Annotated in this window: 26 protein-coding genes; 10 read left to right on the top strand and 16 right to left on the bottom strand. The window is 36.5% G+C overall.

Annotated features, from left to right (window positions below; translation table 11 throughout):
* Positions 1 to 14: 14 nt before the first annotated feature.
* Genes MKX39_RS00675 through MKX39_RS00665 form a run of 3 tightly spaced genes read right to left on the bottom strand, consistent with a single transcriptional unit; the run spans position 15 to position 2862 of the window.
* Positions 15 to 827, bottom strand: coding sequence for a carbohydrate ABC transporter permease (locus MKX39_RS00675; RefSeq protein WP_093536648.1), 813 nt, complete (start codon positions 825 to 827; stop codon positions 15 to 17).
* A complete protein-coding gene (locus MKX39_RS00670) occupies positions 824 to 1735 on the bottom strand; it encodes a carbohydrate ABC transporter permease (protein ID WP_093536650.1) in 912 nt (303 codons plus the stop codon). Before MKX39_RS00670 ends, MKX39_RS00675 begins: the two co-directional genes overlap by 4 nt.
* Entirely contained in the window at positions 1732 to 2862 is a 1131-nt protein-coding gene (locus tag MKX39_RS00665) for an ABC transporter ATP-binding protein (protein ID WP_340767897.1), read from the bottom strand. Before MKX39_RS00665 ends, MKX39_RS00670 begins: the two co-directional genes overlap by 4 nt.
* Before the next feature lie 188 nt (positions 2863 to 3050).
* Between MKX39_RS00665 and MKX39_RS00660 the strand changes: the two genes are divergently transcribed.
* Positions 3051 to 3902 carry a glycerophosphodiester phosphodiesterase family protein gene (locus MKX39_RS00660; protein WP_340767895.1) on the top strand — a complete coding sequence of 284 codons (852 nt, stop codon included), beginning with the start codon at positions 3051 to 3053 and terminating at the stop codon, positions 3900 to 3902.
* Positions 3903 to 3906: 4 nt separating this feature from the next.
* On the opposite strand, the gene MKX39_RS00655 is transcribed toward MKX39_RS00660, so the two are convergent.
* The 4 genes from MKX39_RS00655 to MKX39_RS00640 all read right to left on the bottom strand — a co-directional run bounded on the left by MKX39_RS00655 (position 3907) and on the right by MKX39_RS00640 (position 7199).
* Entirely contained in the window at positions 3907 to 4359 is a 453-nt protein-coding gene (locus tag MKX39_RS00655) for a YaiI/YqxD family protein (protein ID WP_340767894.1), read from the bottom strand.
* A 137-nt stretch (positions 4360 to 4496) separates the two neighbouring features.
* Positions 4497 to 5582: an ABC transporter substrate-binding protein gene (locus tag MKX39_RS00650; protein WP_093536658.1), complete on the bottom strand. Its 1086-nt coding sequence runs from the start codon at positions 5580 to 5582 to the stop codon at positions 4497 to 4499.
* A gap of 11 nt (positions 5583 to 5593) precedes the next feature.
* On the bottom strand, positions 5594 to 6373 hold the full coding sequence (locus MKX39_RS00645) for an ABC transporter ATP-binding protein (RefSeq protein WP_093536660.1): 780 nt from the start codon (positions 6371 to 6373) through the stop codon (positions 5594 to 5596).
* A gap of 4 nt (positions 6374 to 6377) precedes the next feature.
* A complete protein-coding gene (locus MKX39_RS00640) occupies positions 6378 to 7199 on the bottom strand; it encodes an ABC transporter permease (RefSeq protein ID WP_093536662.1) in 822 nt (273 codons plus the stop codon).
* Positions 7200 to 7349: 150 nt separating this feature from the next.
* Here MKX39_RS00640 and MKX39_RS00635 point away from each other — a divergent pair, with 150 nt between their 5' ends.
* Positions 7350 to 8651 (top strand): M48 family metallopeptidase, encoded by a 1302-nt coding sequence (locus MKX39_RS00635; RefSeq protein ID WP_340761112.1) that lies wholly within the window; start codon positions 7350 to 7352, stop codon positions 8649 to 8651.
* Between the two features lie 380 nt (positions 8652 to 9031).
* On the opposite strand, the gene MKX39_RS00630 is transcribed toward MKX39_RS00635, so the two are convergent.
* Together MKX39_RS00630 and MKX39_RS00625 are read right to left on the bottom strand one after the other, a co-directional pair.
* Positions 9032 to 12112 carry an SMC family ATPase gene (locus MKX39_RS00630; RefSeq protein WP_340767893.1) on the bottom strand — a complete coding sequence of 1027 codons (3081 nt, stop codon included), beginning with the start codon at positions 12110 to 12112 and terminating at the stop codon, positions 9032 to 9034.
* Positions 12109 to 13272, bottom strand: coding sequence for an exonuclease SbcCD subunit D (locus MKX39_RS00625; protein WP_340761110.1), 1164 nt, complete (start codon positions 13270 to 13272; stop codon positions 12109 to 12111). Before MKX39_RS00625 ends, MKX39_RS00630 begins: the two co-directional genes overlap by 4 nt.
* 133 nt (positions 13273 to 13405) lie before the next feature.
* Between MKX39_RS00625 and putP the strand changes: the two genes are divergently transcribed.
* The 7 genes from putP to MKX39_RS00590 all read left to right on the top strand — a co-directional run bounded on the left by putP (position 13406) and on the right by MKX39_RS00590 (position 19706).
* Complete coding sequence (gene putP / locus MKX39_RS00620; protein WP_093536668.1) at positions 13406 to 14896, top strand: sodium/proline symporter PutP; 1491 nt, start codon at positions 13406 to 13408, stop codon at positions 14894 to 14896.
* A 307-nt stretch (positions 14897 to 15203) separates the two neighbouring features.
* A complete protein-coding gene (locus tag MKX39_RS00615) occupies positions 15204 to 16256 on the top strand; it encodes a fatty acid desaturase (RefSeq protein WP_093536670.1) in 1053 nt (350 codons plus the stop codon).
* 89 nt (positions 16257 to 16345) lie between these two features.
* A complete protein-coding gene (locus MKX39_RS00610; protein WP_093536672.1) occupies positions 16346 to 17476 on the top strand; it encodes an ATP-binding protein in 1131 nt (376 codons plus the stop codon).
* A gap of 2 nt (positions 17477 to 17478) precedes the next feature.
* On the top strand, positions 17479 to 18078 hold the full coding sequence (locus MKX39_RS00605; protein WP_093536674.1) for a response regulator transcription factor: 600 nt from the start codon (positions 17479 to 17481) through the stop codon (positions 18076 to 18078).
* 105 nt (positions 18079 to 18183) lie between these two features.
* On the top strand, positions 18184 to 18711 hold the full coding sequence (locus MKX39_RS00600; RefSeq protein ID WP_340767891.1) for an RNA polymerase sigma factor: 528 nt from the start codon (positions 18184 to 18186) through the stop codon (positions 18709 to 18711).
* 2 nt (positions 18712 to 18713) lie between these two features.
* The gene (locus MKX39_RS00595) at positions 18714 to 19451 is read left to right on the top strand and encodes a hypothetical protein (RefSeq protein ID WP_340767889.1); all 738 of its coding nucleotides are present in this window, start codon (positions 18714 to 18716) and stop codon (positions 19449 to 19451) included.
* 63 nt (positions 19452 to 19514) lie between these two features.
* A complete protein-coding gene (locus tag MKX39_RS00590; RefSeq protein ID WP_093536676.1) occupies positions 19515 to 19706 on the top strand; it encodes a CsbD family protein in 192 nt (63 codons plus the stop codon).
* A 46-nt stretch (positions 19707 to 19752) separates the two neighbouring features.
* Here MKX39_RS00590 and MKX39_RS00585 read toward each other — a convergent pair whose 3' ends face one another.
* From MKX39_RS00585 to MKX39_RS00555, 7 genes are all read right to left on the bottom strand, one after another.
* Positions 19753 to 20550, bottom strand: coding sequence for a metallophosphoesterase (locus MKX39_RS00585; RefSeq protein ID WP_340767888.1), 798 nt, complete (start codon positions 20548 to 20550; stop codon positions 19753 to 19755).
* 10 nt (positions 20551 to 20560) lie between these two features.
* Positions 20561 to 21187, bottom strand: a complete 627-nt coding sequence (locus MKX39_RS00580; RefSeq protein WP_340767887.1) for an NAD(P)-dependent oxidoreductase — start codon at positions 21185 to 21187, stop codon at positions 20561 to 20563.
* A gap of 246 nt (positions 21188 to 21433) precedes the next feature.
* Positions 21434 to 21709: a hypothetical protein gene (locus tag MKX39_RS00575; RefSeq protein ID WP_340767886.1), complete on the bottom strand. Its 276-nt coding sequence runs from the start codon at positions 21707 to 21709 to the stop codon at positions 21434 to 21436.
* An 88-nt stretch (positions 21710 to 21797) separates the two neighbouring features.
* A complete protein-coding gene (locus tag MKX39_RS00570) occupies positions 21798 to 22502 on the bottom strand; it encodes a CBS domain-containing protein (protein ID WP_340767885.1) in 705 nt (234 codons plus the stop codon).
* A 17-nt stretch (positions 22503 to 22519) separates the two neighbouring features.
* Positions 22520 to 23302, bottom strand: a complete 783-nt coding sequence (locus MKX39_RS00565; RefSeq protein ID WP_340767883.1) for an ABC transporter permease — start codon at positions 23300 to 23302, stop codon at positions 22520 to 22522.
* Positions 23295 to 24200, bottom strand: coding sequence for an ABC transporter ATP-binding protein (locus tag MKX39_RS00560; protein WP_093536686.1), 906 nt, complete (start codon positions 24198 to 24200; stop codon positions 23295 to 23297). The genes MKX39_RS00565 and MKX39_RS00560 overlap by 8 nt, the downstream gene beginning before the upstream one ends.
* Positions 24197 to 24394 carry a PLD nuclease N-terminal domain-containing protein gene (locus MKX39_RS00555; protein ID WP_093536688.1) on the bottom strand — a complete coding sequence of 66 codons (198 nt, stop codon included), beginning with the start codon at positions 24392 to 24394 and terminating at the stop codon, positions 24197 to 24199. The genes MKX39_RS00560 and MKX39_RS00555 overlap by 4 nt, the downstream gene beginning before the upstream one ends.
* 154 nt (positions 24395 to 24548) lie before the next feature.
* Between MKX39_RS00555 and MKX39_RS00550 the strand changes: the two genes are divergently transcribed.
* Entirely contained in the window at positions 24549 to 25121 is a 573-nt protein-coding gene (locus MKX39_RS00550; protein ID WP_340767881.1) for a GNAT family N-acetyltransferase, read from the top strand.
* Positions 25122 to 25126: the final 5 nt, after the last annotated feature.

Below are 25126 nucleotides of genomic sequence, written 5' to 3'. Positions count from 1 at the left end.
GTTTTGAACAACCGTTATTTTAGAGCTCCTTGCGTTAACCCTTTTTGTAATTGCTTTTGACCTAAAAATAATAATAGTAGTGTTGGTATGATTACTACAATTACGCCTGCCATAACCACCCCCCATTCTGTTGCTACTTCTTGCGATTGAAGTTGCTTCAAACCGATTTGGACGGTACGAACCGAGTTATTGGTTGTCACTAAAAGTGGCCATAAATACATATTCCATGTTGTCAAAAACCCATAAGCCCCTAATGTAACAAGACTTGTTTTTGAAACAGGTAATACTACTCGAAAGAAAAATCCAAACTTACTCAATCCTGCTATTTGCGAAGCCTCATGAAGTTCTTTTGGAATAGTCTTAAAATGTTGTCTCAGTAAAAATGTCCCAAATGCTAAAGCAAAAAACGGCAATGTCATTCCTTGATAAGTATTAATCCAATCTAGTTTTTGGATGGTGAAAAAGTTTGGAATCATCGTCGCTTCCCACGGAATCATCATTGTCGAGATAAATAAGAAAAAGATAAAGTCTCTACCCTTAAACGAGATAAAAACAAATGCATATGCAGCCAAGCTACAAACAACTAACTGACCAAGCATTACTCCCAGTGAAACGACAAAACTATTGATCAGGTAATTAAATAAAGGAAGCCGATCAAACACCTTTACATAATTATCAAGACTAAAGGTAGACGGTAGTAACTTTCCAGATAAAATCTCTCCACCCGTCATGAAACTTATCATAAATGCGTAAATGATTGGAAAAAACATAATAATTGATGTAACAATCAATAAGAAATAAAGAATTAGCTTTTTCCATACCCTCATTGGTAATGCACCTTCTTTTCCCCAAGCTTAAATTGTAAAATTGTTACGATTAAAATACATATAAACAAGAACACCGCCTGGGCACTCGCTGTTCCGAATTGATAATTGATGAACGCTTCTCTATAAATGGAATATACGATTAAATTGGTAGATTGAGAGGGTCCACCTTTCGTTAAAATATCAATTTGTCCAAAAGTTTGAAAAGCATTTATAAGTGAAATGGTAATGATGAAAAACAAAGTTGGAGAAAGCATAGGGATTGTAATCCTCTTTAATCGATACCAATAACTAGCACCATCAATACGTGCACTCTCGTATAAATACTCATCAATGTTTTGTAAACCACCAAGTATTATCAAAAAGGAAAACCCTGTATTTAGCCAAATAGTCGAGAGGGACACTGAAAATAATGCCCATGTTGGATCTAATAGCCATTCAATTTGTGGGAGATTAAAGATATTCAAAAATTTATTGAACATCCCAACACTTGGGTGAAATAAAAATAACCAAACGACTGAGGAGGCTGCTACAGATACCCCCATTGTGGAAGCATAGATCGTTCTGAAAAACCCGATTCCTCTCAGTTTTTCATTTGCAAGTAACGCTAAAATGAGGGCAATAATGATTCCTGTTGGAACTGTATACAAAACAAATAAGAACGTTGCTTTAATACTATTGAGAAATGCATCTGATTCTAGTAAATAAGTATAGTTTTCTAGACCCACAAAAATCGCAGCTTCACCTGCTTGATCTGTTAAAAAGAAGCTTAAGTAAATAGTTCGAAACATCGGATAAAAAACAAATACTGTAAATAGTATAATGGAGGGCAATAAATACAATAGGGCGGTCCTCACATTAGATGACCGTTGCCAATAGCTAATTTTTCTTCGTTTGGTTACCGTCGTCATACAAATACCTCTTTACCAAATACATGATTTTCGACGTCTGATGGAGTTTTAATAATTTTCTTTGTCTCACTATCAAAGAAGCAGAAGGGTTCATAATTCATCATTAGAGGAATATTATCGCCTATTTCAATTTGCCATTGTCCACTCCACTTAACTTGCCAGGATTCCCCATTTAATAAAAAGGTGAAAATTGTTTCATTACCTAAAATTTCTACATTAGAAACTTCCACTATGAATTTGTCTTTTTCCACTGTCTCTTTGGTTGCCGCTTTAATATGCTCAGGTCGTATCCCTACAATTATTTGTTCAGTTAAATAATGCGCATCTGCTGTTGGTATTGGAATCACAATAGAATCGCTTAATCGAATTGTACTCATTATTTTATCGCCAACACCAGTTGCTAGATTCATAGGAGGTGAACCTATAAATGTAGCGACAAAAGGGTTAGCCGGATTATTATAAATATCGATAGGCTTGCCTATTTGCTGGATGGATCCCTCATGGAGAATCATTATTCGATCACCCATAGTCATTGCTTCGATTTGGTCATGTGTCACATAAATCATCGTAATTCCTAAACGTCTTTGAATTTGCCTTATTTCAGAACGCATATGTGCCCGTAGCTTTGCATCTAAATTAGATAGGGGTTCATCCATTAAACAAATAGGTGCTTCTGTTACAATTGCTCGAGCTAATGCGACTCTTTGACGCTGACCACCCGATAACTCTCTAGGTTTCCGCTTTAAGTAATCCGTCAACCCAAGCATTTCTGCTACTTCACTTGTTCGTTTAGCTCGCTCTTTTTTATCAATTTTTTTTACATGTAAACCAAATTGAATGTTGTCTTCAACCGATAGGTGAGGATATAATGCATAGTTTTGAAACACCATGGATAAATCTCGTTTGCTTGGTGGCAAGTCATTCACTTCTATGTCACCAATTTTCAAGATACCACCCGTTATATCTTCTAATCCCGCAATCATTCGAAGCATTGTACTTTTTCCGCATCCTGAAGGACCGACGAGAACAAAAAATTCCCCCGGTTCAATAGTTACGTTAATATTGGATATAACGTTAGATTGCTTATCATACGATTTCGAGACATCAATCAATTCAACCCTCTTCATAGCATTCCATCCTCTCTACCTTTATCAAGTAAAATTATAGTGACGACCTAGCTAAAATAGATGTTAATTATTCCAATAAACTCATTCTACTAGACAAAACTTTATAATGTAAAGTAATTGTCAATTTTTACTAAATATTTACATTTTTAACTAAATCTTATTAAAACTTTACTAGAAAGGAGTCTCTCATGCGCTTATTATTTACTATACTAGTAAGTTTATGTTTAATAGCAGGCTGTGATAACTCGGAAAACAGTATACAACCAATTTCCAACGACAAGTTATTAATCATAGCGCACCGCGGGGCTTCTGCTTTTGCACCGGAGCATACGATGACTGCTTATGAGATAGCCCACCAAGCGGATGTAGACTATATTGAAATAGATTTACAAATGACAAAGGATGGAGTGTTAGTTGCTATGCACGACGAAAAGGTTGATCGTACAACGGATGGACTTGGCTTTGTAAAGGAGTATACGTTGGAAGAATTGAAGCAGTTAAATGCAGGGAAATGGTTTAATGAAGCATATCCAGATTTGGCTAACAAAGAGTTTGAACAAGAGAAAGTCCCCACCTTAGAAGAGATTTTTGTTCAGTTCGGGGATGATGTAAATTATTATATTGAGTTAAAGTCACCACGTATTTATAAGGGAATGGAAGAGAAGCTTTTCAGTTTATTAAAAAAGTATGATTTATTAGGAGAGGACCACACCTTGCCAAAAGTTATTGTGGAGTCATTCAATGAGGATACTTTAACAAAGTTTCATACACTAGAGCCGACGCTTCCTCTTGTTCAACTGTTTAGTTTTAAAGAGAAAGCTGCGTTATCTCATTTAGATTATGAACGTTTGCAAACTTATGCTAGTGGAATTGGGGTTAATTTAAAATCGGTCGATCAAGAATTTATTCACGAAGCCCAATTAAATGGAATGCAGGTGCATCTATATTCTATTAAAACTGAAAATGAAATGAAGAATGCGATCCATCTTGATGCAAACGGGGTATTTGTTGATAATCCCATCTTAAGTGAGCTCCAGTAGAAAGTTAACTTCCTGCTTGAAGCGCATGCTCACATAATTTATGGAAGCTTGCTTCAAATTTTTCATTGTCTTCTTTTTGACGTTTCTTAGGACCCTTTAAGCGCCCCCCTGCCTGCCTAATTTTCTTAGATATATGGCGACTGTCTAACAGTTGGTCAATGTTCTCAGGAGTATACCATCGTCCGTTTTGATCGATTGCAAAACCTTGCTTAGCCAATACCATTGCCGCTAGGCCATAGTCTTGGGTAACGACTATGTCCCCTTTTTTCACTCTATTTACTAGAACAAAGTCTACTGCATCTGCTCCTTTAGATACCATTATTGTATCTGCACCTTCTCGTTGCATATAATGCGCAGTATCACATAGTAAAGTAACGTTCATATTAAACTTTTTCGACACAAAAATCGTTAAATCTACTACTGGACATCCGTCAGCATCAACTAAAACATTTACCATTTTACGCACCTCATTTTCACTTGCTTATCCTTACATTATATTATATCCAATCTAGTAAAGTATAATCTGTCGGAATTGCCTTTTAACCTTCCTACTTATCCTTATCTTTGAAAAAAAACGCCCAAATTTCTGGACGTTTACTTTTCATATGCTCCTAAAATTTCTACTGCTTTTTCTGTTACCGACGTATCTACCGCCTTATCAAAATCTACATCCCCACTAATAGCTCCGTTTTCTTTGTATGCATTATATTGTTTTAATACATCATCTAAAAACATTGTACCGTCTGGGTTTAATCCAGTTACAAATACTTTTTCCCAGAGCGAAGTATCTTTTAGAGATGTATGCTTTGTCATGATGTCTATAATTTCAGCTTTGTTCTCCCCTTTAATAAAGGCATCATTGTAATCACGAACCCCTTTTAAATAGGCAGCCATGAACCGCAGGGAGACCTCCTGTTCATCACTCATGAACTGTGGTGAACCTAATACCATAGCAATTTGAGACTCAGGTGCATAGTCAGTCGCATCTCCAAACCGTTGATGAAATCCATTTTCAACACCTTGCGCTATTAATGGCTCAATTTGTAACGCTGCATCAATCGAGCCATTTTCAATTGCACCTAGCATACTTCCGAAATCCGCAAGTAATACAAGCTCTACATCCTCAGTCGTTAATCCAGCATGCTTTAGCATTTCCAAATAGATATATTCATCAATCGAGTTTTTAGAGGATATTGCAATTTTTTTTCCTTTAAAGTCTTCATAATTTTTTATTTCATCTACCATTTGATTTCCAATTACAAATGAAAAATAAGATTTTCCTGGAACATTATGCCCTTTGTCTGCAATAATTTTCACGTCAATTCCTTGTGCAATAGCATTAAAGAATGACGCAGTCGATACTCCTCCTGCGATATCTACATCTCCAGAAGCAAGGGCCGGCAACATTTCATCACTATTCGAGAACACCGCAAACTCTACATCTATATTGTAATCCTCAAAGTACCCTTTTTCTTTTGCGATATAAAACCCAGCTCCAGAGGCAGATCCATCTTCAGCGATAACAACCTTAACCTTTTCCTCTAGTGGTGCAAGATCTCCTGAAGGATTTTCTTTACTCACCTCATCATCTACTTTGGATGAACTGTCCTTATCTTTAGAACTACATGCACTTAGTAAAAGTACAAAAGATACTACAATTAAAAAGCCCCACTTTTTCACATATTTCCTCCTTACTTTCTCGACTTTTGAACTTCCTGCTGTAGATGATTCCAGATCGCTATAAACTGCTCCGCCATTTCCAGATTGGCACGAACTTGCTCCATCGTACGTGGTCTTGGCAGAGGTACTTTTATCTCTTCTACTATCTCTCCCGGTTGAGCACTCATCAATACAATACGGTCACTTAATAACAAAGCCTCATCGATACTATGCGTAATAAAAATCACCGTTTTTTTCGTCTCAGACCAAATAGATAGCAGCTCTTCTTGCAAGATGAACTTGTTCTGTTCATCCAGCGCTGCAAATGGTTCATCCATTAGCAATATTTCCGGATCATTTGCAAAAGCTCGTGCAATACTTATCCGTTGTTTCATGCCCCCTGAAAGTTCTTTTGGGTATAGCTTTGAGAACTTTGTAAGACCAACTTTCTTTAAATAATAATTGGTTTGCTTTCGAACAAACTCTTTAGGCAGATGACGCATATTCAGTCCAAATGCTACATTTTCTTCTACAGTCAACCAAGGAATAACTCCCTTTTCTTGAAATACCATTGATTGCAATGGCCGGAAGTCTGTATCTGATTCTATTGAAAATGTACCCGAACTTGGTTGTTCCAGGTCAGCAAGTATTCGTAGTAAAGTTGTTTTTCCACATCCACTTGGACCAACTATACAGACAAACTCTCCTTCTTCTACGTTTAACGTAATATTTTGTATAGCTGTCACACTATTATTTTTTTTATAAAATACTTTCGTGAGATTATCAATAGAAATTTTTACTGGTTGGTCCATCTAATCACCTCCAAGGGATAATTTTTCTTTGTAGTCCGCGTAATAAAAGAGAAAACATAAATCCAAAGAAAGAAATGAGGATCAATCCGACGAACATTTCTTTTAACATAAACGCTTTATAGGAAGTCCAGATTAAATAACCGATACCTGATGTTGCCCCCATCATCTCAGCTGCGACAATCGTCAGTAGCGCAATCGCCTGCCCCATTTGAATTCCTTCTAACATAACTGGAAGGGCGCCCGGGAAAGCAATTCTAAGAAAGAAATCAGTGGGGCTTGCACCATAATTTTTGGCTACGTCTAAGTGAACTTTTTCTATATTCAATACGCCAGCGACAGTATTAATAACCACTGGGAAAAATACACTTCCTGCAATAGTAACAACTTTTGAAAAATCTCCAATACCAAAAAGGATAATGATGATCGGTAGTAAAGCCAAAGTCGGGATAGGCATAAAAGCCATGACAATCGGTGAGATAAAATGACGGATCGGGGCGTACAATCCCATTAGTAGCCCAATAATTATTCCTGGTATTACACCTAATAAAAATCCTGCGGCTATTCTATACAAAGAGACAGAAATATGTGTCCATAACAACCCACTTGTCATCAATTCAAAAAATGTAGAAACAATGGCAGATGGGGGTGGAAAAAATCGTATATCAAGTACACCTGTTCTTGAACAAATTTCCCAAAGTAAAAGAATGAAAATAGGAGAAATAATGGTTAATAATTGTTTTCCTCTCTCTTTTACCTGTCGCTTCTTCCATTCTTGTTGTTCCATTTCATAGGGATTGTATAATTTACCCTCTTTTTCCTCGTGCATTTTTCACCACCTCTTGTAAAAATAATATGATGAAAGGGGAATTTGTGTGAAAGACATACGGTATACTAGATAGTATCTATCAGAATTTTCTAGTTTGACAGAAAAGACGTAGGATGATAAATTGGTAAATATTTGGGGGAGGTAATTTATTTGTCGTCGAAGGAGTTAACTTCTAATAGGGAAATGCCATATTTCGTTATTAGTGTTATTTTCAGTTTGTTATTATACATACTTGCTATCGTGTCTTTATTTGGTATAGCTATTTTATTAATTCTTTTCGTATTTTTGCTTTATGCTAATGTAGTTATGCTCGGCTCTATTCGAGGAAATGGGATACGTATTAGTGAAAAGCAATTCCCGGATGTATACGCGCGTGTCGTGTCTTTGTCTGAAAAAATGAACATAAAAAAAGTTCCTGATGTGTTCGTTATTCATTCAGAAGGAGCATTTAATGCATTTGCTACAAGATTTCTAGGAAGAAATATGGTAGTTATTTATTCGGAAGTTTTTGAGTTAGCTAGAGAACGAGGTGAAGCAGAGCTTGATTTTATCATTGCCCACGAACTTTCTCATGTAAAGAGAAGACATGTGTGGAAGAACATTTTAATCATGCCTGCACAATTTATACCATTTCTCTCGCAAGCGTATAGTAGATCTTGTGAATATACCTGTGATCGTGAAGCTGCCTATTATATACAAAATGGAATGGCTGCTAAACAAGCGCTTACTATTCTTGGCGTTGGAAAAAAGTTATATTCAGAAGTAAACGAAGACGCATATTTGGAACAAATCCATACAGAATCGAATATTGCCGTATGGTTAAGCGAAGTGTTATCCAGTCATCCACTTTTACCTAAACGAATTCAAGCTGTCGGGAACTTTATGAGAATAGAAGGTACACCAAATTACTATTCTAACTCCAGCAAAATTGCTCTTGGAGTGGGTGCACTCATTGGAATTTTCTTTGTTTGTTATATTGCGGTCATAGCTTTATTTGCAGCTGGTACACTCACTTATGCTAGTTTGTTTTCTGGGAGTATTTTCAATGAACTATCTCCTGAAGAAGATTATTTAAGTGATGAGTATTCATTGACCTTAACTCCTCTAATGGAAGCTGTTTCAGATGGGGATGAAGAAAAAGTTAATAGTCTACTATCTAGTGGAATTGATATAGAAGAGATGGACTCAGAGCGAACAACTGCTCTTCATTATGCAATATACGCAGGAAATATTGCGATAGCAGAAAAGTTATTAGAGGCTGGGGCTAATCCAAATACCTCAGATAATTACTCTAATACGTTAACCGCTGCATTGGAATACCAAAACTATGAAATGGCTGCTCTCCTATATGAGTATGGAGCAGATCCAAAGATAGTTGACCCACAAGGTTTATCCGCCTTAAATATGCTTGAGGTGTATAGCGAGGAAGAATTTTTAGATATTATAAGATAAGTATTGAGATAAAGCATAAGATGTCCTGTTTCTATTGCTTTCGAAGGACTTTAGACTTTCTATTATTATCGTTTGAATTTTAGTGATATTGGTTGTGACGACCGTCATAACCAATATCACTTTTTTTGTTATTCTTATGTTGTTTGTCAGTCAGTCGCCTGCCTACATCTCTTAGACAACTAATGAAAGGTACTTTTTATTGAGCTAGACTACTATTATCTTCTATCCAAAATAACACAATTTTATTCCGTTCTATTTATAATTAATCAATTTCTACTCATTTATTAGTTGCTGCTAATTAATTCATTATAAACTGTCAGGGTCCGTGTAAACCTCAAATCATATCCGGATTTCACTAAATAATCTATTATGAAATTGGTCTATTTAATAACAAATTTTGTACTGCTATAACCTGCCTTTTGTTTCTCCACTTCTAAAATGGCTGGGATCGCTGCTTTTAGCTCTGCTACATGGGAGATAACGCCAATCATACGTCCAGATTTTTGCAGATCAACTAATGTATCGATTGCTTTGTTGAGAGACTCCTCATCAAGAGATCCGAATCCTTCATCGATAAACATGGTCTCGATACGAATATTGCCTTGGAAGCTTTGAATAACATCGGCCATTCCAAGTGCTAGACATAATGAAGCATTAAACTTTTCGCCACCTGACAATGTTTTTACGTCTCGTTTCTGACCTGTATAGGCATCATATACATCCAACCCGAGTCCACTTTGTTTCCCATGTGTTTCCTGTCTATCACTTCGCAGCAATTGGAACTGACCATTCGACATATGCTTTAATCGTTCGTTCGCTGCCTGAACAATTTGCTCCAAGTATTCTATTTGTACATAACGCTCAAATGATATTTTCTTTTGGTTATGCCCCCTCAATATGTCATAGAGATCCATAATTCGATGTACTTGTTCCTCTAATAGAGTAATTCTCTCACTAGTAGAAGCAATCTTATCTTCTATTTCTTTTCCTGCCTTTACGTACTCTTTTGTACTATTACATATCGTTAAAGCCTGCTCGTACATTTCTTTTAACTGATTCAATTCATCCTCGAGAGGCTTTAGTTCAACTTTTGTTTTGTTTTCCAGTTGTCCTTTTCTTTCTCTTACTTGCTCCGTAAATGTATGGAGCCTTTGCTTATATTCTTCACATTGATATTTTAGGGTTGAGCGCTCTGTTTCGGTTAGTTTAGCAGCCAAATACTCTCCTAAAGTTTCAAACGTTGCTTTGCTCAAGGATTCTCTAAATTGGGTTAAAGCTTTTTCGCGTTTTACTTCCGCTTCTTGTAATGATTTAGAGGTGTGCTCTAGTGCTAAGCGGGCTGTGGTACACGCATCATGGGTTGACTGCATCCTATTTTGTACATTTTCCCATGCAAGGGCTAATTGTTCTTTTTGCTTTGTTGCAAAAGTAATTTCTGTTTGTAGATTTTGTAAAGTCGGTATATGACCAGGTATTGTGGAAAGCTTCGACTCATATACCGCTCTTGCTTGCTTCACTTGGCTTGACTGCTCTCTGTAAAATGCTTCCATCACTAAGTTACTCTGTTCTAGATTTTCAACTTTGGCTATGGACTCTTTATAAGGTTGTTTTAAAGAAAATAGCAGTTCTTTTTTTAAGCGAAGTTGCTGTACCTCTCTTTGCAAATCGAGCAGATTGGTTTCTACTTGCTCGACCAATTCTGCCTCTACTTCATGTTCCTTCAACTGAACGAGCACTTTTTGTATTTGAGCTTCTGCTGTTTCTTTTTTCGCTTTAAAGGTCAATAAAGTCGATTCTTCCTTATTTAACGCAGCCTTCGCCATTCGAAGCTCACCTTCATCAACAAAACTTTCACCTATATCAATATGCAATGTGGAATGCTCTTTGCTACCACATACTGGACATGGCTCGCCCTCTACTAGTTTAGATGCAATTAAACTTGCCTGATTCCCTAACCACTGTTGTTCAATATCCTCATACGTTTCTTTGCATTGTTCAAATTTGTCCTGTTGCTTGGCTTCCGCTGAGATCAGTATATGCAGTTCCTGGTCAACGACTTTATATTCTTGCAGTTTGTTATGCTGCGCTTGGAGCAAAGTAAGCTGTTGTACCTTACTGTCTAAAGGTTCTAGTAGTTCTTCTAACTTCTCTATTTCTAACTTCTGTTCTTTTAACAAGTTCTTATGTTTTTGGAGATTAGCAGCTATTGTCGAAAGCTTTTGTTCAGCCTCTAAACTACCTTTTTCAAGTAATAACAACTCTTTCCTCTTAATCTCCAACTCTTCAAATATAGGTAATAGACTGTTTAAGTAGATAACCATTTCCACACTTTTTTCGCGTGCTTCTTTATTATTCGATTCGGTTGTAAAGATAATTTCTGTTTGTTTCAAATTATCCTCTGCAATCATATTTTCTTTCTGCGCTTTCTCCAATAAAGTCCGCTTTCCTCTAACCTCTAGCTCAAGCTCATTGAAATAAGCTTCAATTGGCTCTATAATACTTGCACGCTCCGCAGAATCTAACTGTTGCTGCTTTTCTAAGAACTCATTTTCACGCTCTTTTAAGGCCTTAAGTTGTTGTTCCTTTACTTCCAACTCGATAAAGCGATCATTGATAGCTTTGGTTTCATGATAGACCTTCTGTTTGTTCATATGAAGCTCATATGCTTCTTCATATTTACGTTCGTCTTGTATAATTTTCTCTTTGTAAAAGCTAGTCTCTTCTTTTAATGCCTCTACTAATTGAAAGGTGTTAAAATTAGCTTCATTTATTAATGTAAAAAGGTTAGATTCACGTAGTGGAAAGGAAGCAATAATTTTTTCTGTAAAATTATCCTGTGTCAATTGTTCTTTTCTAAGTTCTGCCTCTGCAATTATCTTTTTCTCTTTGAGTTTTTCATGAATCATTTTGTAGGGCTCTGTTTTAAAAATCTTTCGTAAAATAGCTTCTTTGTTTTCTGTAGTAGAGGTCAATAGCTTTCGAAACTCTCCCTGTGGGAGCATGACAATTTGACTGAACTGATCTAAAGTCAACCCAATGATTTCTTCTACCTTTTTGTTGATCTCCGATACAATCTGTCGTTCGACAACAGGTACTTCTCCAGCAGCTTGTATCTCAAAAAATTCATATCGTTCACCCGTTGCACCTTTATTGCCTTTTTTCACGTGACCTAATTGTCGCAATATGCGGTAACGTCTATTATGTATCTCGAAGACTAACTCAACAGAAGTATGTGTATCATCTGTTGCGAAATCACTACGCATCGTTTTCGTATCGCGACGATCCTCCCCGCTTCCTGAACCGTAAAGCGCAAAACAAATCCCATCAAATATAGTTGTTTTCCCTGCTCCTGTTGCTCCGGAAATAACAAATAGCCTATTTCCTTTTAGTTCAGTAAAGTCAATTGTTTCTGTGAATTTATAAGGACCAAACGCACTCATTTTCAGTTGAATCGGTTTCAATTGGATTTTCCCCCTTCCCGTTCTTCTCGTGCTAATACAGTTAATACTTCTTTAAATATTTCCCCGGTCTCTACCGATGCTTCTTTACCACTAACTTCGGAGTAAAACGAACGGAACAGTGTATATTCATCCTTTTTCGTCCGTCCAACTTCTGGTTCTTCTGACAAACCAATTAATTGAAACGCTTTTCTTTCGACGTGCATGGCATTAGGATAAACGGTCCGGATTTGTTCCATCGGAGATAAAACTGGCGTATCATCTAGTAATTTCACGAACACATAATCTTCACTAACAGGTTGCATTAATATATCCTGCAAAAAACCCTCAACCGTTCTCATATCTCGAGTTGGTGCAAGTAATCTTTTTTCTACAGTCGTTTTACCTTCTGCATCCATCTCCACGATGAAAAAGCCCTTTTTATGGTGCTCCTCCGAAATAGAATATTTTAGTGGTGAACCTGAATAGCGGATTGTTTCGTTTAAAACATAGTGGGCTTGATGTAAATGCCCTAGAGCCGTGTAATGAAACGGTTGGAATAGACTTGCATTTACATATTCTGCTCCACCTATAGCTAAAGGACGTTCGGAATCACTTGTATTTTCCTGTTCTTGACCATGTGGGGTAACAAAGGCATGTCCTACAAATACATGCCTTTTTGTTTTGTCCATCTTCTCTTCTATTAATTCTATTATTTTTTTCATAGCTTGGTTATGTGTAATTATTGTCTCATCTTCCATTAGATATCGGACTTGGGAAGGATCCGCGTATGGCACAAGGTGGAAATGCACCTCTCCATAAGTATCGTTTAAAACTATAGATTTCATGTTCCGACTTAATTGTCCCACAATATGTAAACCCGTTTCTTTCATAAGCTGGCTACCAAAGTTTAGTCGACTAGGGCTATCATGGTTTCCTGCAATAGTTAATAATGGGGTATTGCGTTTCAACACAATCTCTGCAAACAATTCATCCAATAAGTGTACCGCTTCCGTTGGTGGTACTGCTCGATCGTACAAGTCTCCTGCAATAATTACTGCATCTGGCTTTTCTATATCAATTGCTTGGAGAAATTGTTCTAATACAAATCGTTGATCCTCTGTCATATATATCCCTTGAACCAATTTACCCAGATGCCAGTCTGCTGTGTGAAAAAATTTCAATTTAATTCACTCCTTCTATTATTATTCGTTTATTTGATAATTCTAAAGTAATAGGAAATTATGGATATTGAAAAATTTTTGATGCACCTCGTTTACCTCCATGTTATGATGAAAAAAGGGAGGAGGATTTATCATGTCAGCAGAAACTTATCAACTCGCGGCCATTATAATTTATATGATCGCAATGCTCGCAATTGGGTGGTACTCTTATAGAAAAACTACCAATTTAACGGATTATATGCTCGGCGGACGCTCACTAGGTCCCGCTGTTACCGCACTTAGTGCTGGGGCTGCAGATATGTCTGGTTGGTTACTTATGGGTTTACCAGGCGCAATTTATTTATCAGGAATGGGTGAAGCTTGGATAGCCATCGGTCTTACAATTGGTGCATATTTAAACTGGCTATACGTAGCACCGAGACTTCGTGTATACACAGAAGTATCAAGCAATTCTATTACAATTCCTAGTTATTTAGAAAGCCGTTTAAAGCAATCATCTCGATTATTACGTGTTGCATCCGGTTTAATCATTTTACTATTTTTCACGTTCTATGTATCCTCTGGAATGGTAGCAGGAGGAGTTTTCTTTGAAAGCTCATTCGGTTTAGACTATCATACAGGACTTTTAGTCGTATCAGCAGTAGTTGTAGCTTATACATTATTTGGAGGGTTCCTTGCTGTTAGTTATACAGATTTCCTTCAAGGATTACTTATGTTCCTTGCTTTAATATGTGTACCAATCTTTGGTGTATTTATGACTGGTGGAATTGGTGAAACAGTGGAGTCTATTAAAGCTGTGAATCCTACGCACTTAAGTCTTATCGCTGGAACAACAGCTGCAGGTATCATTTCCTCTATAGCTTGGGGCCTTGGTTACTTTGGACAGCCACATATTATCGTTCGCTTTATGGCTATTAGTTCTGTTAAAGAAACTAAACAAGCTCGCAGAATTGGTATCGGTTGGATGATTCTAAGTCTTCTAGGCGCAATTACTACAGCACTTGTTGGTGTTGCATATTTCCAACAAAATCCAGATGTTTCACTTTCAAGTCCTGAGGCAGTATTCATCGTACTAGGACAAGTTGTTTTCCATCCGTTTATCGCTGGTTTAGTATTAGCAGCAGTTTTAGCAGCTATTATGAGTACAATCTCATCTCAATTAATCGTTACTTCTTCAGCTTTAATAGAGGATTTATACAAAGCCATTATTAAAACAGATGCATCCGACAGAACATATGTAAACTATGGTCGTATCGCTGTATTAGTAGTTTCCGTAGCTGCTGCAATCCTTGCTTGGGAACAAAATGAAACAATCTTAGGTCTTGTTGCATTTGCGTGGGCAGGCTTCGGTGCAGCATTTGGTCCGGTTATCTTGCTAACACTTTACTGGAGAAAAATTACTTCCACTGGTGCATTAGCAAGTATGATTGTCGGGGCTGTCGTTGTAGTATTCTGGGGTACAAATGATACACTTTCAGGAGCACTATATGAAATCGTCCCTGGTTTTGTTCTTGCATTGATCGTGGCAGTTGTAGTCAGCTTAATGACATACAAACCGAATGCTGAAATCGAAAAAGAATTCGATGAAACATTACGTTTGTTGAAGGAAAGTAAAGAAAAATAACATTAAAAATCCAGTAATAACACGGATTTGTAAAAATTTCTTACACAAAGTATTTCTATGAATACGTTTTGTTACTCAATGGTTATTTAATAACTGGGTAAGGATAATTATATGATTATGCAAGCAGCATCTCTTCATGGAGGTGCTGCTTTTACTCTTATTATAAAGGACTATTCACTCTTTTATGTTGGTATAACCTATATGTCCTATATGACACTTGTCATACTTATGACTTGACGTTTATGCCTACTACTAATTTGTGATTTTCCTTATTATTAAGGTAATAGTTCTTACTAGGAGGAATAAAATGAGCAGAGAAAAAACACTCGCATTACGTAAAAACGTAAAACCCTTTGAAAACTCAGAGTTAAATAAGAGTATTATTCAACTAATCAATACTATCCCACCATTTTTCATCCTATGGTTTTTAGCTTATATAAGTTTAGATGTGTCCGTTTGGCTAACCGTTGCTTTGTCTGTTATCGCAGCAGGATTTGTCGTTCGAGTATTCATCATCTTTCATGACTGTACACATGGTTCTTTCTTTAAAAATAAAAAAGCCAATGATATTACTGGAACAATCACCGGAATCATTACGCTTTTTGCCTATGAAAAATGGAAACGCGAACATAATATCCATCATGCTACTAGTGGAAACCTAGACAAACGCGGTGTCGGCGATATTTGGATGATGACCGTTGATGAATATATTGAAGCAACACCGATGAAAAGACTTTCCTATCGTTTATATAGAAACCCTATCGTAATGTTCGGTTTAGGACCAGCGCTACTTTTCTTAGTAAGTAATCGTATAAACCGTAAAGGTGCCCGCGGAAAAGAACGCAACAATACGTATTTAATCAATATATCTGTAGTTGCTATTTATGCGTTAATGATTTGGTTAATTGGATGGCAAGCATTTGCGATTATCCAAGGAACAATACTTTTCGTAGCTGGTTCATTAGGAATTTGGTTATTTTATGTTCAGCATCAATTTGAAGATTCTTATTTTGAAGATGAGTCAGAATGGGATTATGTAAAAGCAGCTATAGAAGGAAGCTCTTATTACAAGTTGCCACGTGTTTTACAATGGGTAACTGGAAATATCGGATTCCATCATGTGCATCATCTAAGTCCACGTGTTCCTAACTATAACTTAGAAAAAGCGCATGACTCTACACCACCTTTACACCAAGCTACTACGATTAACTTACGTAAGAGTTTGGAGTCTATCCACTTCCGACTATTCGATGAGGATAATAAAAGTTTTGTTAACTTTAAAGAGATAAAACATTTATTAAATAATACTAAGCAAAATACGAAGTTGAACTCAAAAAACTCAACATTTGAAAGTAAGTAAAATTCTGCAAAAACCATTCCCAGAATTACCTAGGAATGGTTTTTGCATTATAATGATTATAACTATACATAGGTAAGAAGGTGAAATACATGTCCAAATGGTATCAAATATTCCCCAAATATCCTTGGCTAAGTATTTATGCTTGGATTGTTTTTTGCATTTTTCCATTCTTTTTTATATTTAGATCTACAACTCCTTTAGAGATTGTTATTGGTTTAGCACTAACCTTACTATTTTTCATTGCCTATCGTTCATCCTTTTCTACTAAAGGTTGGTTACTATATCTCTCCGTTGCACTACAAATTTCCATCAGTGTTTGGATGACCTACCTATACGGTTATATATACTTCTCTATTTTCTTGTCCTTTTTAATCGGGAATATAAAGAGAAGATTTAGCTTCTTTGTTATTTATAGTATTCATCTAGTTGCTACAATTGCGGCTGTTATTATCGGATTTTTTACCCAAACTGAGTTATTTCTATCCCATATGCCGTTTCTTATCATTTGTTTGATAGGTGTTATTTTGTTGCCCTTCAATACATATACTCGAAACCAACGAGAAGCATTAGAGGACCAACTAGAAGAAGCACAAATAAAGATTTCCCAGTATATTATTATTGAAGAAAGAGAAAGAATCGCGAGAGATTTGCATGATACGCTTGGACAAAAGCTCTCGCTGATCGGACTTAAAAGTGATTTAGCGGGTCGATTGATCGAAAAAAATCCACAAGCCGCTAAAATAGAAATATTGGATATCAACCAAACCGCGCGTTCTGTCTTAAAAGAGGTTCGAGAATTGGTTACAAATATGCGCGGAACTAAACTTGAAGATGAACTTTTCCGGATCAACCAGATACTAAAAGCTGCACAGATAGAGTGTACGGTAACTGGTACACCTAAATTAGTAAATACTCCATTGCTTGTAGAAAATGTACTTAGTATGTGTTTAAAAGAAGCAGTAAATAATGTAGTGAAACATAGTAGCGCATCTACTTGCTCTATTTCTATCAAACAATCAGCGAAAGAAACTCTACTAAAAGTGTATGATAACGGCCAAGGTATGGGAGAAAAGGTAAATTGGTCTAAGGGGCATGGCCTACGTGGCATGAAAGAAAGACTTGAATTTGTAAATGGAACCTTAGATATTCATTCGAAAAATGGAACTACACTGAATATACGGGTACCCAATGTTATACAGCAACCCAGTCAGGAGGAATAGACATGATACGAATTGTCATTGCAGAAGATCAACGAATGGTGCTAGGAGCTCTTGGTTCACTACTCGATTTGGAAGAGGATATGGAAGTTGTAGGTAAGGCCAATAATGGTGAAGAAGTATTAAAGCTGATTGAACAATTGCAACCAGATGTTTGTATTATGGATATTGAGATGCCTATTAAAACTGGACTGGATGCCGCAGAAGAACTAAAAGAAAATGATTGTAAGGTAATCATTTTGACCACCTTTGCAAGGGCTGGATATTTTGAGCGTGCACGCAAAGCAGGCGTAAATGGGTACCTATTAAAGGATAGTCCAAGTGAAGAGCTAGCAAATTCTATTCGTGTAATTATGGATGGTCGTCGAATATACGCTCCTGAGCTTGTGGATATGGCTTACGAAGAAGAAAATCCTCTTACAGAACGTGAAAGTCAGGTTCTGGAGTTAATAGCAAATGGAAAAAACACAAAAGAAATTGCCGGCGAACTATTTATCACAACGGGCACTGTCCGCAATTATATCTCCGTTATTTTAGATAAACTAGATGTTGGAAATCGAATTGAGGCCATTTCTAGATTTAAAGAAAAAGGATGGTTTAAATAGTAATCGTAAAAGCTTAAAGCACACTGCTTTAAGCTTTTTTTGTTATGGACTAAACTTTTTGAGAACTCGCAGGGTATATATAGTGAAGGGAGTGAAAAAGCGTACATGAATGATGACATCTTAGAAGACATTAGAAACGGTAGCCGTGATGCTTTTAAACAGTTTTACGATATGTATGAAAACTATGCAATTAGAACAGCAAAAGCAATAACAAGAAATGACGAACACGCAAAGGATGCAGTGCAAGAAGCTTTTATACGAGTTTATCGCAATATATCTTCCTACAACTCCACTCTTCCGTTCGATGCATGGTTTTATCGTATTTTAGTTAATGAATGTTATCGTATTTTATCAAAAGAAAAGAAAAATACTCCAATCGACACTTCTACAATGGAAAATAAGGAACAGCTGAGGGAGCATTCAAGAGAGAATTTATCCGATTTGTATAGCATGATTCAAAATATGGCTGACATATATCGCATTCCTATTTTACTCAAATATATAAAAGGTTTTTCTGAGAAAGAAATTGCTACTATCCTCGATTTGAATCAGAACACTGTGAAATCGAGGCTTTTTAACGGAAGAAACTTGTTAAAGACTCAATTAGAATTGCTGGAAATGGAGGGAAGTTAAAAATGGACCAATTAGATGATCGAGTTAAGAAAGAAATTTTAGACCATACGAAAGATACTCCTTCTGCATTAAAAGATGATATTTGGAGCCAAATAGACCAAGAACTCTTCCAAACGAAAAGCCAAAAAGAGAAGAAAAGGAAATCCAAAATAATTCCAATCGCTATTGCTGCGGCAGCTGGAGTAATGATTCTATTTAGCACACAAACGGAGTCAGGTAATGCCTTTATTAAACAAATAAAAGATATGTTCGTTCCGGAAAAAGAGATTATACAAAGTATTGAAGGAAACAACGAAGAAACTAATGTAAATCTACAAGAAGGGAAGGATTCCAACTATATTATCTATATAGATGAAGACCGCTATAAACTTGTACCAGGTGAAACGTCTGATATTATCACAACTAAAGAGCCATTAGAAAAAAGGTATCCCGAAGTCTCAATGGAAATTAAACAGTATACAGATATCACTCCTCAAGAAATGGTCATGACCCTAGAAACAGACCTTGCTTCGGAATATACAAAGGTGACAGAAACAGAATCTGTGTCTGATCCATTAGAAGGTTTTAAATTACACGGTATTAGCGGATCAGAATGGAATAGTCCTGTAACAAATGTATACGTTGTAGATAATTTAAAAGGTGGAAGCTTTGTCATTACAGAGAAATATTTTTTAGAAGCAGCGGAAGGCCATGGCGCAAGATTTTATGCCATGCTGCAAGAGTTTAAGATAGTAGAGTAAGTTTAAAACTTCTCCACCAGGGTATTTAAATAGTAGAGTATAAAAACTGAAGGAGGAATTTACATGAGTGGATTATCTGACAAAGTTAAAGGTGCCGTAAACAAAACAAAAGGTGAAGCAAAAGACCAAGTTGGAAATGCAACCAACGATCATAAATTACAAGCAGAAGGTAAAGTGGATAAGTTAAAAGGTGAAGTTCAACAAGAAGTAGGAGAACTAAAAGACCGCTTCGACCGTAAAGATAAACACTTATAAAAGCAAGACCGCTGGCTAAGTAAATTAGTCAGCGGTCTTTTTCCTTTTAGATACTTTTTAATGTCACAACGACGATCTCAGGTGAATTGAATATTCTAAACGGAATTGCACTATTACCCAATCCCCTACTCACAATCATATGCGTACTGTTCTCGGTATACATTCCAGCAGTGTATGTTGGGAAAAAGCCTTGTCCTGGTGCCACTAGTCCCCCAAGTCCTGGAAGTCGAAACTGCCCACCATGTGCATGTCCAGTAAAAACAACATCCATTTTGTTCTCTACATAATCTTGAAAAGTCTCAGGTCGATGGGAAAGTACGAGAGTAAATAAATCATTATCCACAAATTGACTTAAAGCCTCGCTCACTAAAACTCCATTTAGAGGATCTTCGATACCAATAATTCGAATGTCTTCCCCTTTATGTTCTATTATTTGTTCCTCATTAGACAGTACATTTACGCCAAGTTCAGTTAAGGAATTCTTTATGTTCTCGGTGTCATTAGTAGCGATTTCGTGGTTTCCCGTTACGTAATAAATGGGAGCAAAATCTATAATCTGCCTTACTAATTCTAAACTTTGGTCCAAATTATATCGGTTACTATCAACTAGATCTCCTGTGATAAAAATAAGTTCTGCTTTTGTTTTCTTTATCTTTTCAACTAAGTTCTCCTGGTTTTCTCCAAAGGTTGCATCATGTAAGTCCGAAATCTGCAGGATTTTCACTCCATCATAACTCATAGGAACTTTATCTGATTCTACAATAATTTCGGTAGTTTGAATCCTACTATTACTTATGTACAATAAAGTAATAACCACTACGATTAACATTAACAGTTTCTTCATTTATTTTCTCCTAGTATCGTGGACTCTTTATACCTACTCTGTGACCCAAATGTTCATTTTTCATTAGCTCTTTTACAGTGAATAAGGCAGTATCTCCAGTGGTAGTTTGCACAGCACCCTCTGGCAGGTAATCCCTCATTACAATGTAATCATCTGTAGAAGCTCCAGTCGGTAAATAGGTTGGACAAACAATTGTCCACTTGAGTGCAGTATCTTTTAATATATTGAAAACTTTATGGTGTTCTTGCGCAGCCGTTACCGATTTACGCTTAGATTCAGATGATTGATAACGGAGCAATCCCGGTTCTGCTCTACTATTTAATATTCCCGCAGTACCAATTGTAATAATCCGCTTTAGCTGCTGTTGGTGCATAATGGGAACTATGTGTGAGGTGAACTCTGTTAATACACTTGTTTTGTCGGTTCCAAGTGCACTTATAATTGCATTTACTCCTAGCGTAGCATTTACAATATCTGCACTATTTTTTGCGTCGCCTTGTAGGACGGATAATTTAGCATGAGGTTGCATCTTTTCAGGGTTTCTTACCATTGCAGTAACTTCTATACCCTGTTCTAATAATAACGTTAGAATAGCATGTCCCACACGTCCAGTGGCTCCAAAGAGTGCTACTTTCATCTATTTCATCTCCCTTAAAAAGAACTAATCTTATGTTTTTAGTTAGTTTCTGTCTAGTACTAAACTTCTCAAGTTACTTCTTCAGTATATAAAGGCAAAGAACGCCTTTATATGAAATCCTTCCAGTGCTAGTCAGGGCTTCCATAGGCGCTTTCGCTTTTCTTTATTATAACATCAAAAAGAGTATTCCTTCTTTTACAAAGGAATACTCGGTCGTGTCGAACTATGCTATTTCCCAGGAAATACTCAATAACTATTAAAAGAAGAAAAAATAAATGCAAATACTACTCCATAAAAAATAAGCATTAATACAATACAGATTGCTATCCAGATTAGTGAAGCTCGTGCGTAGTTACGTCTTGGGTCTGGATTTCCAAAACCCCAAATGAACAGCATAACAATATTAACAATTGGAATAATTAGTATAAGCGTCGTAATTAACCAATCCCCAACTGTCATCTCATTACTAGTCTTTTCAAAATTGTCATATCGCTGTTCTTGCACTTTCTCTAAAGAATCCACCAAATCCCCCCTTTTTCGACTTTCACATACTTTAGTGCCTACTTTATTATTATGACATAGCCCTAGAAAAAGACTACTTTTTTAAGAATTATTCTATTTTCAGTAGACTCATTGGAGTAATAATCCCGATCAATTTATTGCTTGCTTTTCCATCTTCTGTTATGAGCAGTGCTTCTAAGCGCCTCCCACGTGTAACAGAAGACTTAAATATATCTACTGCCTCAAAAACAGATGCTTTCGATTGTATAAATCGGTGATTATCTCTATTGCTTTCATGTGCCAGTATTTCTGATAACATTGTTCTCTTTCTTGAGAAGGAATCTGAATCCACTTTACTTGCCATCCACTTAGTTATGCCTACAGGGGTGATTAAACCTTTAAAAGAATTTCCCTTATATACTGGGAATTGATTGTACTTTTTATCTTTGATTACTTTTAGGGCATAGCTAAGTGAATCGGTCTCTTGAAAGATCGTCACATTTGTCTGGAACATTTGAGCTACTGTAATTGGCTTAGCTAATGCCCCTTCAATTTCCTCCATTTTTTTTACAACGTCATCATGAGGTTCAGCAATAGCGTATTCCAATGAGGTACGATGGTGTATAATGGCATTTCTTAAATCACCAAATTCTCGTAAATCTGCCTCATACCGTCTGATAATGGCGTTTTTCTTTTTAGCAAAATCAATTAATCTAAAAAATGCCATATGTTCATTCGTACCAAGAAGATCTTTCATCAATTGGTCTATTCGGTTGTAGGATACAATAAATTTATCAGAGTTACGAGCCACCATCTTAAATCACCTCATTATTATATTTTTGCCTTTGATACATTTCTTTTTGTTATAAAAGCTGCTCCGACGATTAATAGTACAATTATCACCAATGTTACAATCAAACTCCAAATATAAGGTGTATTGTCTATATCGCTACTTAACATTTGTCCCGCATACATTGGTAACTTCCATGGTGAAATAGTCCAGTAAGTACCTAAGAGACCATCTACTAACGGTACAATTATGAGAAAGAAAATCGATGTAACAGAAGCAACTCCTGTAGAAAAAGCTGCACTGCTACAAATAACAATACTAATGGCAAACAACAACCAAATACTGTATGTTCCTAAGAACCCAATAAATGCTGCCGTCCCCACTGCTCCATATAAAATATACGTGTAATAGAGATTTGCCAACAGGCCTATACATGCACTTCCTACTATTAAGATGCCCATAATAGCTAACTTACTAAACACGTATGCGTTATAAGAAATTGGTCTTACATATAACATAGTTGCTGTTCCGTTTTTGCGCTCCCTAGCAATGATACCGGCAAACCCAAATGCTATGATTAACATTCCGATAAACTGATATTGCCCTACAGTTGACATAACAATTTGTTCTGGGGTGTACTCGGGAAGCTGAAAAACCATATCACTTGGCATATTTCCTACCGTATTTAAAATTTGTGGCAAATAATAGTAAGTCAAAGGTTCAGAAATACCAAACAGGATAAATACAAGCGGTATCCATAAAATTTTGAAATTCCGTACATTTTCACGCCACTCTTTTTGAAATAGTATTGAGAAGTTACTCATGTTTATTCACCACCTGCAAAAAGATTTCTTCTAAACTAGCCGATGCTCGCTCAACCTTCGATAAGCGTAAATTGCTATTAGCAAGTACCTGTAATACTTCATTCATTATCGGTTTCTTATCTTCCAGATGGACAAAGGCAACCTCATTTTCCTGTCTAGCAGGCCATGGGCTAATTTCGACAAATTTTGCTGCTTCTTCCGTATCAGCAAATAAGATTCTATACTGGGGATTTGCGTATTTGTCTCGCACTTCCTTTAAGGATCCTTGCTCAACTAATTCCCCTTTCCTTAAGAACAATAACTGGTCGGTCATTTCTTCGGCGTCATTTAAAATATGAGTTGAATATAAAATAGTCGTATGTTCTTGTAGTTCTTTCAGTAAATTCAAAACTTCACGTCTACCCATCGGATCTAATGCAGATACAGGTTCATCTAGCAAAAGCAAACCAGGTTTGTGAACGATTGCTTGCGCTAACCCAAGTCGTTGCTTCATGCCCCCAGAAAATGTTCCTACTTTCTTGTTTTTAGCATCTGCTAGACCAACAAAATCTAATGTTCTAACTGACTGAGATTTAATCATTTTCCCGTCTATTCCACTTAACTTCGCTACCATCTCGATAAATTCAAGTGCTGTTAACCACGAATAGAACTGAGGATACTGAGGCAAGAAGCCAATTTCACTTCTAATATCTCCTTGTATGTCTCCATCAATAACTACCGATCCGCTAGTCTGTTTTAATAACCCCGCTAGTATAGACAGAGTGGTTGTTTTCCCAGCACCATTAGGACCAATCAAAGCCGTTGCAGTATTTTTATATAATGAAAAAGTAACTTGATTTACCGCTTTTTCTTTGCCATATTCCTTTGTTAGTGCCTGTACATGTAGAAATGTTTTCAATCATTTCGCCTCCCCAATATAAAATACACAACAGGACCAATAATATTAATAAAAACAATGATAAGTGCCCACATCCACTTTGGTCCATTGGTGCTCTTGACACGTACTAGATCGATTAATGCGACCACTACTAATAATAATTGAATTACTAGAACAGGTAAGATGAGGTTCCAAGGTATTGAATTCAAGTCCATTGCTATTCCTCCTTTTCTCTTTCTATTCTACTATATATAGAACAGGAAGGTTTCATTTATTTTTTTAATTTTCCCATTATTTATAATCCTAAATAGTCAACAAGTCTATTTAGACAACTTATGGTATAATTACGAGTTGGAAGGTGAACATTAAATGGAAATATTAATCAGAAAAGCTTACAAAGAAGACGCAGCTCAGGCTATTCCTCTTATCATGGAGGCTATTGGAGACATCTCTATGCAGATGACTGGTGAAACAGAAGAAGTAGCCATTACCCAAGAATTTATACACCTATTTACACGGACTGATAATCGACATTCTTATTTAAATACGTATATTGCAGAACTGAATGGTCATGTTGCGGGTGTACTGGTATTTTATAATTCGGAACAGGCAATTAGCCTTGATGCAAATTTAGAAGCTTATCTTTCTAACAAAAAAGGTGCTGCTGTCACTATAGATCCGGAAACTGCCCCGGGAGAATGGTATATAGACACGGTTGTAGTTAATCCAGCCTACCGTGGTCATGGCATAGGCACGAAATTATTGAGTTATGCTGAACATTTAGTTAAAAGTTCAGGTGGCGGTAAGCTAGCCTTGAATGTGGAGATGGAGAAAGATGCAGCAATTCGCTTGTATAATCGTCTAGGATTTGTTACCCTATGTCCTTGGACAATTATTGGTGAGCCTTTTCATCATATGGTGAAAACAGTAGTTGCAAATTAAAGGAG

This window comes from Psychrobacillus sp. FSL K6-1464 (assembly GCF_038003145.1).
GTDB classification, from domain to species: domain Bacteria; phylum Bacillota; class Bacilli; order Bacillales_A; family Planococcaceae; genus Psychrobacillus; species Psychrobacillus psychrotolerans.
Note: the sequence above shows the minus strand (reverse complement) of the source record. Positions and strands in the feature narration are given on the sequence as shown.